Source organism: Candidatus Sodalis sp. SoCistrobi (assembly GCF_900143145.1).
Classification (GTDB): Bacteria; Pseudomonadota; Gammaproteobacteria; order Enterobacterales; family Enterobacteriaceae; genus SoCistrobi.
Genome location: NZ_FRDB01000004.1, coordinates 16866 through 30757, shown reverse-complemented (window position 1 = coordinate 30757; position 13892 = coordinate 16866). Strand labels below are relative to the sequence as shown.

The 13892-nt window shown below is 60.2% G+C and carries 10 protein-coding genes, 1 pseudogene and 1 riboswitch; of the genes and pseudogenes, 6 read left to right on the top strand and 5 right to left on the bottom strand.

The window, feature by feature from the left end; all coding sequences use genetic code 11:
• The first annotated feature begins 11 nt into the window (after positions 1-11).
• From CINSTRO3249_RS00800 to hldE, 3 genes are all read left to right on the top strand, one after another.
• Positions 12-1307, top strand: a complete 1296-nt coding sequence (locus CINSTRO3249_RS00800; RefSeq protein ID WP_074011766.1) for a CYTH domain-containing protein — start codon at positions 12-14, stop codon at positions 1305-1307.
• A gap of 60 nt (positions 1308-1367) precedes the next feature.
• The gene (gene glnE / locus CINSTRO3249_RS00795; RefSeq protein ID WP_074011765.1) at positions 1368-4181 is read left to right on the top strand and encodes a bifunctional [glutamate--ammonia ligase]-adenylyl-L-tyrosine phosphorylase/[glutamate--ammonia-ligase] adenylyltransferase; all 2814 of its coding nucleotides are present in this window, start codon (positions 1368-1370) and stop codon (positions 4179-4181) included.
• A 193-nt stretch (positions 4182-4374) separates the two neighbouring features.
• Positions 4375-5808: a bifunctional D-glycero-beta-D-manno-heptose-7-phosphate kinase/D-glycero-beta-D-manno-heptose 1-phosphate adenylyltransferase HldE gene (gene hldE / locus CINSTRO3249_RS00790; protein ID WP_074011764.1), complete on the top strand. Its 1434-nt coding sequence runs from the start codon at positions 4375-4377 to the stop codon at positions 5806-5808.
• A 401-nt stretch (positions 5809-6209) separates the two neighbouring features.
• On the opposite strand, the pseudogene CINSTRO3249_RS00785 reads toward hldE, so the two are convergent.
• Positions 6210-6464, bottom strand: a pseudogene (locus CINSTRO3249_RS00785) (accessory factor UbiK family protein); the annotation flags it as partial.
• A 129-nt stretch (positions 6465-6593) separates the two neighbouring features.
• Positions 6594-6754: riboswitch (FMN riboswitch) on the top strand.
• Positions 6755-6864: 110 nt separating this feature from the next.
• Between CINSTRO3249_RS00785 and ribB the strand changes: the two are divergent.
• Positions 6865-7518, top strand: coding sequence for a 3,4-dihydroxy-2-butanone-4-phosphate synthase (gene ribB, locus CINSTRO3249_RS00780; RefSeq protein WP_074011778.1), 654 nt, complete (start codon positions 6865-6867; stop codon positions 7516-7518).
• Between the two features lie 23 nt (positions 7519-7541).
• Here the strand turns inward: ribB and CINSTRO3249_RS00775 are convergent, their stop codons facing one another.
• The gene (locus CINSTRO3249_RS00775; protein ID WP_074011763.1) at positions 7542-8207 is read right to left on the bottom strand and encodes an NAD(P)H-binding protein; all 666 of its coding nucleotides are present in this window, start codon (positions 8205-8207) and stop codon (positions 7542-7544) included.
• A 129-nt stretch (positions 8208-8336) separates the two neighbouring features.
• Here CINSTRO3249_RS00775 and ygiD point away from each other — a divergent pair, with 129 nt between their 5' ends.
• Entirely contained in the window at positions 8337-9119 is a 783-nt protein-coding gene (ygiD, locus tag CINSTRO3249_RS00770) for a 4,5-DOPA-extradiol-dioxygenase (protein WP_074011762.1), read from the top strand.
• A 37-nt stretch (positions 9120-9156) separates the two neighbouring features.
• Here the strand turns inward: ygiD and CINSTRO3249_RS00765 are convergent, their stop codons facing one another.
• The 3 genes from CINSTRO3249_RS00765 to tolC all read right to left on the bottom strand — a co-directional run bounded on the left by CINSTRO3249_RS00765 (position 9157) and on the right by tolC (position 13055).
• A complete protein-coding gene (locus tag CINSTRO3249_RS00765) occupies positions 9157-10317 on the bottom strand; it encodes a glutathionylspermidine synthase family protein (protein WP_074011761.1) in 1161 nt (386 codons plus the stop codon).
• A gap of 6 nt (positions 10318-10323) precedes the next feature.
• Positions 10324-10974, bottom strand: coding sequence for a DUF1190 family protein (locus tag CINSTRO3249_RS00760; protein ID WP_074011760.1), 651 nt, complete (start codon positions 10972-10974; stop codon positions 10324-10326).
• A gap of 557 nt (positions 10975-11531) precedes the next feature.
• Entirely contained in the window at positions 11532-13055 is a 1524-nt protein-coding gene (tolC, locus tag CINSTRO3249_RS00755) for an outer membrane channel protein TolC (protein ID WP_074011759.1), read from the bottom strand.
• Positions 13056-13259: 204 nt separating this feature from the next.
• On the opposite strand from tolC, the gene nudF reads away from it, so the two are divergent.
• Positions 13260-13892: an ADP-ribose diphosphatase gene (nudF, locus tag CINSTRO3249_RS00750; RefSeq protein ID WP_074011777.1), complete on the top strand. Its 633-nt coding sequence runs from the start codon at positions 13260-13262 to the stop codon at positions 13890-13892.

The window sequence follows — 13892 nt, the reverse complement described above, 5'->3', positions numbered from 1 at the left end:
CATAAAACACTATGAATGAAGAAATCGAGTTAAAATTTATCGTTCAGCCCGAGATACTGCCCGCCTTGCGGCAGCGGTTATCGGCGATGGGCCATGACGGTCATGCGCTCCGGCAATTGACCAATACCTATTTTGAGACGGACGGCTTTGACTTGCGCCGCCACGGCATAGGGTTACGTATCCGTCAGGTGGACGGACAGTGTGAGATGACAATGAAAACCGCCGGTCAGGTCATCGGCGGCTTGCATCAGCATCCAGAATTCAATGTGCCGCTGGCGGGGCCAAAGTTGGATCTCACTCGCTTACCGGCGCAGGCCTGGCCGCCTGAGCTTGATCCCGCCGCACTGCAATCGCGGCTCAAGCCGCTGTTTACCAACGATTTCGCCCGCGAGAAGTGGCGGGTGAGCCAGGGCGAAAGCGAGATCGAGCTGGCGCTGGATCGGGGGGAGGTGAGTGCCGGCGCGCTGCATGAGCCGATTTGCGAGCTGGAGATGGAATTACTGAGCGGTAATGCCCGCGATCTCTTCGCCTTCGCCGGTACGTTGAGCGATGCCGGCGGCCTCCGTTTGGGCAGTCTGAGTAAAGCCGCGCGCGGTTATCATCTTCAGCAAGGAAACCCCCCGCGCGCCATCCGGCCACTGCCGCTGCTCAATCCCGCCGCGCAGGCGACGGTGGAAGAGGGCATGAGCGCGGCGCTGCACCTGGCGCTGGATCATTGGCAATATCACGAGGAACTTTGGTTGCGCGGGCTGGTGCAGGCTAAGGCCGGCGTGCTGGAGGGCATTACGCTGATACGTGAAACCTTCCGCGTGATGGGGAATCTGGTTAGCCGCAAAGCCACCTCCGCGCTGCGCGGGTTGCTGGCGGATATCGTGCCGTTGATCGGCGCTGAACGGGCGGATCCGCAGCTAATCTGTTATATGCCGGTCTATCTGCGTACCAAGCTGGCGCTGACGTCCTGGCTGGTGTTTAGCGCGTGGCAGAACACCGCCGATGAGGATACGCGCAAGAAGCTCGCCGGCGCCTACCGGCAATTCGCCGACATGACGCTTGCGCGCTGCGGAGCGGAATTGAAGGTCGCGTTTGGCCGTACGCTCTCTCATGAAGAATACCTGCAGCAGTTGCCGCGGCTGGCGCGCCGGCTGATGGCATTTCATGTCTTGTCCGGCGCTTATCGGCCGACCGAGGTGGTGGCCTATCTGATGCATTGGACAGCGCTACATCAGTCTATCGTGCAGCCAGGATCCGATGATAGGGAACATTTGCGGCGTCAGGCGTTGGCGCAGGTGGGATTCTGGCTAAAATAGCGAGAGCCTGGTGTTAGCACTCCGCCGGCGAGCCATGTTTGTCTCCAGGGAGTATCGACCATGAATACGCGACCTTTACCGCCGCTCCTGCGTAAGCAAGGACAGCAGTCGGCGGCCGGATTACCGGCGCCGGCGGACGATGCAACCCTGCGGGCGCTCGCCATGAGTGATTTCATCAGCGACGCGCTGCAAAGCCATCCGGCGTGGCAGCAGGCGCTGGTGACGCAGGCGCCGCAACCCGGCGAGTGGCGTGAGTATGCCTCGCTGTTGGCCGCCCGGCTGGCGGCGGTTGACGATGAATCCGCGCTGATGCGCGAGCTGCGCCTCTTCCGGCGCCACACGCTGGTGCGTATCGGCTGGGCGCAAATCCTCGGCCTCTGCGATACCCGTGAAACCCTGACCCAGCTAAGCCATTTGGCGGAAACCCTGATTATCGCCGCGCGCGACTGGCTGTGGCAGGCGTGTTGCCGCGAGTGGGGTACCCCCTGCGGCGCGGACGGCACGCCCCAGCCGCTGCTGATTTTAGGCATGGGCAAACTGGGCGGCGGCGAGCTGAATTTTTCCTCCGATATTGATTTGATTTTCGCCTACCCTGAAAACGGTTTTACCCGCGGCGGCCGTCGCGAGTTGGATAACGCCCAATTTTTTACCCGCCTCGGTCAGCGGCTGATTAAGGCGCTCGACCAGCCGACCGTGGACGGCTTCGTTTACCGGGTCGATATGCGGCTGCGGCCGTTCGGCGATAGCGGACCACTGGTGCTGAGCTTTGCCGCGCTGGAGGATTATTATCAAGAACAGGGCCGGGATTGGGAACGCTATGCGATGATCAAAGCGCGGCTGATGGGCGGCGATGGCGATCCCTATAGCCAGGAATTGCGCAGCATGCTGCGTCCATTTATCTATCGCCGCTACATTGATTTTAGCGTTATCCAGTCGCTGCGCAATATGAAACAAATGATCGCCCGCGAGGTCCGGCGGCGCGCCTTGAAGGACAATATCAAACTGGGCGCTGGCGGGATCCGTGAGATAGAGTTTATCGCTCAGGTGTTTCAATTGATTCGCGGCGGCCGCGAGCCGCGCCTGCAGTCGCGCGCCTTATTGCCGACGCTTGAGACCATCGGCGCGCTTGGCCTGCTCACGCCGGCGCAAAGCGCCCATCTGAGTGCGGCCTACCTCTACCTGCGACGGCTGGAAAATCTGTTGCAGGGCATTAATGATCAGCAGACGCAAACCTTGCCCGCCGACCCGCTCAATCAGGCGCGTCTGGCCTGGGGAATGGACGAGGCGGACTGGCCGCAGCTCACCCGCACGCTGGACGCCCACATGCAAGCGGTCAGGGCGGTGTTCGATGAGCTGATTGGCGACGATGCCCCCGACGCTGAAGATAACGATACGCCCGGCCCGGCGGCCGCGCTGTGGCAGGAGCCGATGTCGCAAGCGACGGAGGCCGACGGCGAAGGCGTGCCCTGGCCGCGTCTGGCGCACTATGTCGCCGATTTCCGCCGCGATGTTGCCAAACGTACGCTAGGCCCGCGGGGCCGGGAAGTGCTGGACGCGCTTATGCCGCGGCTTTTGGCGCACATCGGCGAACGGGACGCGGCGGACGAGGTGTTTGCCCGCTTGGCGCCGGTGTTGCTTAGTATCGTCTCGCGCACCACCTACCTGGAGTTGTTACTGGAGTACCCCGGCGCGCTGGGGCACTTGACGCGTCTGTGCGCCGCCTCGCCGATGATCGCCAGCCAATTGGCTCGGCATCCGCTGCTGCTGGACGAATTGCTCGACCCCGCGACCCTATACCACCCCCCGGCGCCGGCGGCCTATGGCGACGAGCTGCGCCAATATCTGCTGCGGGTGCCCGAAGAGGATGAGGAACAGCAACTGGAGGCGCTGCGGCAATTCAAGCAGGCGCAGCAGTTGCGCATTGCCGCCGCCGATATTGCCGGCGTGCTGCCGGTGATGAAAGTCAGCGATCACTTGACCTATCTGGCGGAAGCCATGATCCACGCCGTCATCCAGCAGGCGTGGAGATCGATGGTCGCGCGCCACGGTCGGCCCTCGCATCTGCGTGACGGGCAGGACGCCGGCTTTGCGGTCATCGGCTACGGAAAGCTGGGCGGCTGGGAGTTAGGCTACAGCTCCGATCTGGATTTGGTGTTTTTGCATCAATGCCCGGATGATGCCGTGACCGACGGACCGCGCGTCATCGATGGACGGCAGTTTTATTTGCGGCTGGCGCAGCGGGTGATGCATCTGTTCAGCACCCGGACCCCGGCGGGGGTTTTGTATGAAGTGGACGCGCGGCTGCGGCCGTCCGGGGCCGCCGGGATGCTGGTGAGTACGCTCTCCGCGTTCGAGGACTATCAGCTTAATGAGGCCTGGACCTGGGAGCATCAGGCGCTGGTGCGCGCGCGGATGGTGTATGGCTCCCCAGAATTGCAGGAAGGTTTCAACGCCATCCGCCGTCGCGTGCTGAGTCTGCCGCGAGATCCCGCGACGCTGCGCCGGGAGGTCAGCGAGATGCGCGCCAAGATGCGCCAGCACCTGGCCAGCAAGCAGACAGACGTTTTTGATATCAAGACCGACGCAGGCGGTATTACCGACATCGAGTTTCTGGCGCAATATTTGGTGTTGCGCTACGCCGCAGAAAAGCCTGAACTGACGCGCTGGTCGGATAATGTCCGTCTGTTCGAGCTGATGGCCAGGGAGAGGATCATGGACGGTGATAATGCCGAAGGGCTGCGCGCAAGCTACACCACGTTGCGCGATACGCTGCACCATCTGGCGCTGCAAGCCTTGCCCGGCCGGGTGCCGGAGGCGCAGTTCGCCCGCGAGCGCGCTTTGATAAGCCGCTGCTGGCGTCAGTGGCTTGATTGAGCGGCGCAGGTAAAGTGGTCTGCAAAGTCAGCATGCCCGTGCGTCGGAATTAGCCTCGGCGTCCGCCGCCGGCAGGGTTCGGGTCAGCGGTGGAGGCACCGTCAACGGGTGGAAGCCGGCGCCGCAGGGGGCGAATTTTTCCCGCCTGTGATATGATCCCGACCCTTGAACAGGATCTCTTTGGAGCGAGTGGATGAAAGTGACCTTGCCTGATTTCCGCCGGGCGGGCGTGCTGGTTGTGGGCGATGTGATGTTGGACCGATACTGGTACGGTCCCACCAGCCGGATCTCACCGGAAGCGCCGGTGCCTATCGTAAAAGTGGACGCCATTGAGGAGCGTCCCGGCGGCGCCGCTAACGTCGCGATGAACATCGCCGCGCTGGGCTGCCATTCGCGTCTGGTCGGTCTCACCGGCATTGATGATGCCGCCCGCGCTCTGGGCGCGCGACTCAGTGACGTCGACGTGACCTGCGATTTTGTCGCCGTCGCGACCCATCCCACCATTACCAAACTGCGGGTGTTATCGCGTAATCAGCAGTTGATCCGCCTCGATTTCGAGCAGGGCTTCGACGATGTCGACGCCGCCCCCATACTAGAGCGTATTCAGCTGGCGCTGCCGAAAACCGGCGCGCTGGTGCTATCCGATTATGCCAAGGGCGCGCTGGCGCGCGTGCGCGAGATGATTACGCAGGCGCGCGCCGCCGGCGTGCCGGTGCTTGTCGATCCCAAAGGCACGGATTTTGGCCGTTATCGGGGCGCAACGCTGCTGACCCCGAATCTGTCCGAATTTGAAGCGGTCGCCGGCGCCTGCAAGGATGAGGAAACGCTGGTGAGCCGCGGCATGCAACTTATCGCCGATTACCAACTGTCGGTGCTGCTGATTACCCGTTCGGAGCAGGGGATGACGCTATTGCAGCCGGGCAAGGATCCGCTGAATTTACCGACGCAGGCGCAGGAAGTTTACGACGTCACCGGTGCCGGTGATACGGTCATTGGTGTGCTGGCCGCCGCACTGGCCGCCGGTAACAGTCTGGAGGAATCCTGTTTTCTGGCCAACGCCGCCGCGGGGGTGGTGGTCGGGAAATTGGGCACCTCCACCGTGAGTCCCATCGAGCTTGAGAACGCCATCCGCGGCCGCGCCGAAACGGGCTTTGGCGTCATGACCGAAAGCGAGCTGAAGCAGGCGGTGGCGCTGGCGCGTCAGCGCGGCGAGAAGGTGGTGATGACCAACGGTATTTTCGATATTCTGCACGCGGGCCACGTCAGCTATCTCGCTAATGCCCGGCGGTTGGGCGATCGGCTTATCGTGGCGGTGAACAGCGATGAGTCCACAAAGCGTCTGAAAGGGGAAAGTCGCCCGGTCAATCCTTTGGCGCAGCGAATGACCGTCCTGGCGGCGTTGGAGGCGGTGGATTGGGTCGTGCCCTTCAGCGAGGATACCCCTCAGCGGCTCATCGCCGATGTGCTGCCGGATGTGCTGGTCAAAGGCGGCGATTATCAGCCGCACCAGATCGCCGGCAGCAAGGAGGTGTGGGACAACGGTGGGGATGTGCTGGTGCTGAATTTTGAAGACGGCTGTTCCACCACCAATATCATTAACGCCATCAAGCGCGGCGAACGGGGTTAGGCTTCAGACCCAGGGGAAAAGAAAGGCCGCGCCCGGCATGGTCAGCCGTGCGCGGGCGGAGAAACGCCGCGCCGGGCGGCGATCGGTTGTCCGACGGCGGTGATGCGCCCCCCGCATGGTCAGCCGCGCGCGGCAGTGACGCGCCGCGCTGGGCGGTGGTCAATGACGCGCGGGGGATGATGTCTGCCGATGGCCTCAGCAAGCGGCGGTCGCGGCGATTAGAGCTTTTTGAAGGTGTCTTTAGCCGGTTTGTCGCTCGCGGCGCCGGTCTTCGGCGCGGCGCGATCCGCGGGAGAAACGCTGGTAGTGTCGTCTACGCCGTCCACGCCCGCAGGCTTCTTGCCCGCCACCGGCGCCCCGGCCGCCGACGTCGCGCCACCGGCAGGTGCCGCTGGGCTGACGCCCGGGTCGCTTTTCGGCATGGTTTCCAGCGCATTCAGGCGCAATTCCAATTGACTCAATTTTTCCCGGGTGCGTAACAGCACCTGGGTCTGTACGTCAAACTCCTCGCGGCTGACCAGGTCCATACGGCTGAACTGGTTTTGCAGCACCTGACGGATCTTTTTCTCCACATCGTCGCCCAGATCGCGGATGCCTTTCAGCAGCGACTCCTGCACCTGGCGGGCAAGCTGTTCAAGTTTCTTTGGATCAATCATCGTCGGTTCCCTAACTGGTCAGAATGGGTTAAGTGTAATGCCTGTTTCCCCTGAGTGGAAACAAAAGCATTCATCGAAATTATGCGTTTGCTAATTGCCTCGGCTGCGGGTTGGCGCTATAGTATTTCTGCTTATTCTCAGGGCGGGGTGCAATTCCCCACCGGCGGTAAACCTGGCTAAAGTATTGCACAGGAAGCCCGCGAGCGCTCAGATTGCCTTGCAGTCTGAGGTCAGCAGATCCGGTGTAATTCCGGGGCCGACGGTCATAGTCCGGATGGGAGAGTGTAACGACGTCCAGGTGGGCTACGGCCCGCTATCGTTATTATTTGGCCCGTTCGCGGCCGCTCCTAAGTCTGCCCTGATTCTGGTAATCCATAACAATTATGAGGTTTTACTTACCATGAATCAGACGCTTCTTTCCGAATTCGGTTCCCCGTCCCAACGCGTGGAAAACGCGCTGGAGGCGCTGCGCAATGGCCGCGGGGTGCTGGTACTGGACGATGAAGATCGTGAAAATGAAGGCGATATGATATTCGCCGCCGAGAACATGACCGTTGAGCAGATGGCGCTGACCATCCGTCACGGCAGCGGTATCGTCTGCCTGTGCCTGACCGAAGAACGCCGCCAGCAGCTGGCGCTGCCGATGATGGTGGAACGCAACAGCAGCCATTATCAGACGGCGTTTACCGTCACAATCGAAGCGGCTGAAGGGGTCAGCACCGGGGTCTCCGCCGCCGATCGCCTGACGACGATTCGGGCCGCCATCAAAGATAATGCCAAACCCACCGATCTTAACCGACCCGGGCATGTTTTCCCGCTGCGCGCGCAGCCGGGCGGCGTGCTGGTGCGCGGCGGCCATACCGAAGCGGCGGTGGATTTGACCACCCTTGCCGGCCTGAAACCGGCGGGGGTGCTGTGTGAAGTGACCAATGACGATGGCTCTATGGCGCATGCGCCAGAGATAATCGCCTTTGGCCGGCAACACCACATGCCGGTGCTGACCATTGAGGATCTGGTGGCCTACCGTCGCGCCCTGACGCGCGAAGTAAGCTAACGTCCTGCGGATCCGGCGTGGTATCAGCCGGCATCCCGCACTAACGCCTGCATCTCCGACCAAGTGTAAATATTCACTTCGCCTGTGGGGAGTTGAGCGGCGGCAACCATCGCCACGGCGATATCCGCCGCCGTGATCGCGCGGTATTTTTCCGCCCGCCCCCGCAATACTGGGTTCAACCGTCGCCAGACCAGATTTAGCCCCTTCTCCAGCGGGCGGTGCTCTCGCCGATCGCCCATAATCATGCCGGGTCGGAAAATGTGCGTCCGGGTGGCGTGCAGGGCAATGATATCCTGCTCGGTTTCCCCTTTTATGCGCAGATAGGATGCGTAAGCGCTGACGCTGGCCCCCATCGATGACACTAGCGAGATTGAGCGCGCGCCATGCTCAAGCGCCAGCCGCGCCGCCAGCAGCGGATAGTCGTGATCGATACGGTAGTAGTCCCGCGGGTCCGGGCTGTTTTTGCGCGTGGTGCCGAGGGCGATAAACAGATCCTCCGCCGCCAGTGTGTCCGCCAATGCGGGTAGCGTGGCGCTATCGCCGATAAGCTGTTTCAACTGCGGATGGCGCAGCGGCAGCTCGCGCCGTACCACCGCAATCACCTGCCGGTAAGCGGAATGGTGCAGCAAGGTGGACAGCAGGTGACCGCCCACTAATCCGCTGGCGCCAAAGAGCAGTGCTGTTTTCATCTATTGGCCTCGGTTATTCAATTTTCCTGATTATCTTCATCATGGTTATATCGGTTCATTGCAAAGCGAAAAGGGTTAATGTGATGCCATTAGCCGCCGCAAGCGACGCACAATGAATAAGGATAGACGATGAGTAGCCCACGCATGCCCGCCCTTTTCCTCGGCCACGGCAGTCCGATGAACGTACTGGAAGACAACCACTATACCCGTAGCTGGCGGCAACTGGGCCAGACGCTGCCGCGGCCGGAGGCGATATTGGCCATCTCGGCCCATTGGTACCGGCAGGGCACCGCCGTGACCGCCATGGCGCAACCGCGCACCGTGCACGATTTCGGTGGTTTTCCCCAGGCGCTGTTCGATACGCGTTACCCCGCTCCCGGTTCGCCGGCGCTGGCGCAGCGGGTGCAGTCCCTGCTGGCGCCGGTACCGGTGCAGGCCGACATCGACGAATGGGGATTGGATCACGGCAGCTGGGGCGTGTTAATCAAAATGTATCCCGAGGCGGATATCCCCGTGGTGCAACTTAGCCTCGATGCGACGCGGGATGCCGCCTACCATTTTGCCCTCGGGAAAAAACTGGCCGCGCTGCGCGATGAAGGCGTGATGCTGGTGGCCAGCGGCAATGTGGTGCATAACCTGCGCACGGTACGCTGGCAGGACAATGCCGAACCCTACCCGTGGGCAACGTCGTTCAATCAGTTTGTGCGCGACAATCTCGCTGCGCAAGGGGAACCGCATCCCTTGATCGCTTATCAACAGCACCAGGATGCCGCGCTGGCCAATCCCTCGCCGGAGCATTTTTTGCCGTTGCTCTATGTGTTGGGCAGCCGGATAGGCGATGAACCCGTCTCGGTGCCCGTGGACGGTATCACGCTGGGTTCCATCAGTATGCTGTCGGTGCAGGTCGGCTAATACGGCGGCGCGGCGTCACCGCGCTGCCGAGGCAGAATCAATCAAGAATGATGTGGGGATAAAAGCGGGAGAGATCCTGGGTAATAATCTGCCGGTCTTCGCGCAGGCCGATGCCGCAGGGCTCATCGTTAACCAGCCAGCTGCCGATGACCGTATAGCTGTCGCCAAAGCGGGGCAGCGGGCAAAATGCCTGTACAATCGAGCCTTCCTCGCCGTAAGGGCCGTCTACGCGTGCGGTTTCGCGTCCCTGCTCGTAGACGCGCACATTGGCGCCCTCGCGGGAAAACAGGGGTTTCACCACGTAATTGTCCATCGGCGGGTAATCGTCTTCGGCGAAATAGGCCGGCAGCAAATTGGGATGGTCGGGAAACATCTGCCAGAGCATCGGCAACAGCGCCTTGTTGGACAAAATGCACTTCCAGGCCGGCTCTAGCCAGCGCACGCCGGCATCCTCAAGCTTGGTAGAGAACATCTCGCGCAGCATGAATTCCCACGGGTAGAGCTTGAACAGGTTGCTGATGACCTGATCCTGCATATCGGTAAACTGCCCTTTCTCTCCCAGCCCCAGCTCCTCAATATACAGAAACGTGTTGGGCAACCCGGCTTCCGTGGCGCAATCCTGCAGATACTGCACCGTGCCGCGATCTTCCTCCGTATCCTGGCAGCAGGCCAGATGCAGCAGACTAAACCCGTGCTGCGACTGCAGTTCGGCGAAGCGGGCGATAAGCTTCTCCTGCAGGCTGTTGTACTGATCGGCATTGGCCGGCAGCTTGCCGGCGTTTATTTGATCTTCCAGCCAAATCCACTGAAAAAACGCCGCTTCGTACAGCGAGGTCGGCGTATCGGCATTATTTTCCAGCAATTGGGGCGGATGCTGGCCGTCATAAACCAGGTCGAGCCGCGAATAGAGCGACGGTTGACGCGTTTGCCAGGCGTGGCGCACGAATGACCAGGTATGGCGGGGAATACGGAATTTGGTCAGCAGCGCATCGCTGGCCACCACCTTTTCCACCACCTGCAAACACATCTGATGCAGCTCGGCGGTGGCCGCCTCCAGCGTCTCGATTTGCGCCAGGGTAAATTGATAATAGGCCTCTTCGCACCAGTAAGGCTCGCCGTACAGGGTATGAAAATTAAAGCCGTATTCGGTGGCTTTCTCACGCCAGTCCGGCCGTTCGTCGAGAGTGACTCGTTTCATGTCCCGTTAGCCGCCCATGGAGCGGTGAGGGGTGGCGCTGCTGCTGCGCATGGCGTTCTGCTTGGCGACGGTCTCGCCGAAGCCGCCGCGGGGGATGGTCTGCGTGGTCGCCGGTTTCGGCGCCAGGGCGGTTTTGGGCACCGTCATCGAACGGCCACTGGTAGCTGCCCCGTAGTTGCGGCCGCTGGCGTCGACAAACTGGCCGCGCGCCGGACTGTTCGCTGCGCGCGAGCTGAACAGCGGCTGCTGGGCATAGCCGCCACCGCCCATCATGCGGCCCATCATATAGCCCGCCATGAGCGGCATCCACATGCTGCCGCTGTGCTGCGACTCCGCCGCCATGCCGGCCTGCGCCGGAACCTGGGTACATTGATCTTCGCCAAACTCCGCCACGCAGTCGGCGCGCGAGGCGTATTTGGGGGCGGTTTTCACCGCTTCCTGCTGTGCGGTGTTATACGCGGTGGTGCACTGCTCGCCCAACGAGGGATTGGCTCGGGTGCAATCGTCGCTGTTCATGTACAGCGAAACGTTTTCGTCGTTTTTTTCACAGCCGGCCAGTACAAAAACGGCACCGACGGCCAGCGCGATGGGCGCCATACGGTAAGCGCGCCAATGCTTGCGAAAGCTGGCGTGATTAATCTGTTGAGTGCGTTTCATGATTATCCTGCTTTATTAGTATTAGGCTCGACCCAGAGAAAGTCACTGTAGAATAGGGTAAAAACGGTGAAAAATGAAGCATGGGCGGTCCGCGGCCCGCATCTTTACGTAGTTATACACTTCAGTGTGATCCTCCCCGCGTGCAGTGATAGGCAAAGAAGGGCGCCGGCGCCGGCAGGGGGAAGCCGAGGTTTCACCTAGCGCCGGGAAAAGACCTAATGCAGGAAAGGACGACGTCCGCTAGAGCGATCGGTGCCGGCGGCCGGAAACAAATGTCTGCCCTGGCCACCGGGAAAGAACATAATGCTGGAAAGGAAGACGTCCGCTAGCGCGGCCGTCGCCGGCGGCCGGAAACAAATGTCTGCCCTGGCCGCCGGGAAAGAACTTAATGCTGAAAAGGACGACGTCCGCTAGCGCGGCCGTCGCCGGCGGCCGGAAACAAATGTCTGCCCTGGCCGCCGGGAAAGAACCTAATGCTGAAAAGTATGACGTCCGCTAGCGCGATCGGTGCCGGCGGCCGGGGAAACAAATATCTGCCCTAACCGCCGGTAAAGAACTTAATGCTGGAAAGGATTACGTCCGCTAGCGCGGCCGGTGCCGGTGGTTGGCGCGGTTGTCACGCTGGCCGCGCGGGGCTGGACGGCCGTTTGCGCAGCACCTTCGCGCGCCGAATTGGTGCTACGCGGCGTATCGGAGCCATCGGCACGGGCGTCCTGCGACGCGTTTTCCGGCGCTACCGTCTGCGGATCGGTCGGCACCGTTTTACCGAGGGTATTATTTAACGTCACCAAATCCGCTTCGTTTAGCGTGCCGAGAGCGGATTTCAGATTCAATTGATTGATCAGGTATTGATAACGCTCTTGGGAGAGATCCCGCTTGCGATCATAAAGCGTTGTGGTGGCATTTAACACGTCAACGATAGTACGGGTGCCCACCTGATAACCGGCTTCCGACGCGTCCAGGGAGCTTTGCGCCGACACCACCGCCTGTTCATAGGCGGCAATACTGCTGATGGAAGCGGAGATGTTATTAAACGATGAACGCAGGGTCATCACCATCGAGCGGTGCGCGCTTTCCAGCTGTTCGCTGGCGCTAACAAAATTGTACTGCGCCTGCTTCACCTGGGAGGTGACGGAACCCCCGCTATAAAGCGGCACGTTCAGACTCAGGCCGATGGCGTTACCGCCGATATGCTTATCGGGATTGGTCACAGAATTGTTTCGCGAGCCATTGTAGTCGGAATTGCTCACCGTTGACGAGGCGTTAAGATCTAACGTCGGCAAATGGCCGGACTGATAGTAACGGATCTGTTCACGCGCCAAATCCTGCGACAGGCGCGCCGATAACAGGCTGAGGTTACGGTTTTCCGCTTCTTTCAACAGGCTGGTGATCGCATCGGGCCGCTGGGTCTTGAAACTCGGGATATTCAGCGTCGCCAACTGCGGATATTCCATGCCGGTAATCTGGCGCAGCGCTTCCAGCGCATTATCCAGATCGTTGCGGGCGCTAACTTCGGACGCCAGAACGGTGTCATAATCCGAGCGCGCATTCTGCACATCCGTAATGGCGACCAGACCGACATTAAAGCGTTGGGTAGTTTGGTCCAACTGGCGATAAAGCGCCTGCTTCTGCGCCTCGGTATATGACAGTGTATCAATGGCGTTCAATACGTTAAAATAGGCGGTAGCGGTATTGAGAATTAACGATTGCTGGTCCGTTTGATACGAGACATCCTGAATACCCGCGGTTTTTTCCTGGAGAGTCAGGGCACGCCATTTGGACATATCGAAAATGGTCTGGGTCAACTGCAGCGCGGCGCTGGACTCATTGGAATTGATATCACGGTTGTCGCGAAAACCCTGGGTATAGGTGTAATCTGCTCCCAATCCCAATTGAGGCAGCAGCGGGGCGCGCTCTTCATTAATCTTTTCAAAGGCTGCATCGCGATCGGCGGCGGAGCGGCGAAGATCCGGGTTGGAGGATCTGGCCTGCTGATACACCTGTAGCAGATTTTCTGCCTGACTCATTGCACTGAAACCACCAAGACTCAGTCCAATAAGGAGGGGGAGCAGTTTCTTCATTTGCATTCCTTTTGAAACAGCAAAATTGCTAGGGTAGCGCTATTAGAAAAATAGTGGCTAATTCTAGCAGACACTGCCGGACTGAAGAGGTGGCTTAACGTGCCATGCCGGCGCTATTTACAAAATCTATCATAAACCGTCAGTTTCCGGCAGACTGATTTATCGGGCCGGTTGACGGCGTTATTTGCTAATAAGAGCGCTATGATGACCTCTTCTTTTGTCACGCCGGTGACATTTGGCCGTGATGATGTTGAAATGCTTTCCCGTGAGACGTTGTACAACGGCTTTTTCAAAATGGAGCTTTACCACTTCCGCCACCGGCTGTTTAATGGCGGCATGAGCCAGACGGTGATCCGGGAAATTTTCGAGCGCGGACATGCGGTCGTCCTATTACCCTATGATGCGCGGCGTGATCAGGTGATATTATTGGAGCAAATCCGTATCGCCGCTTATGACAGCAGCCCAACACCCTGGCTGCTGGAGTTGGTCGCCGGTATGATTGAGCCAGGGGAAACGCTGGAGCAGGTAGCCCGACGCGAAGCGGTGGAGGAAACGGGGCTCACGGTGGGCCGCTGCAAACGGATGCTGAGTTATCTGGTCAGCCCTGGCGGCACCAGTGAACGTCTGACGGTCATGGTGGGGGAGGTGGATGCGCTGAAAGCCCAGGGTATCCATGGACTGGTCGAGGAAAATGAAGATATCCGTCTCCACGCGGTGAGCCGCGAACAAGCGTACCGCTGGGTGGAGGAGGGAGTGATCGATAACGCCGCCTCTGTCATTGCCCTGCAATGGCTGGCATTACACCATGAATCCTTGAGAAAAGAGTGGGCCGATTAA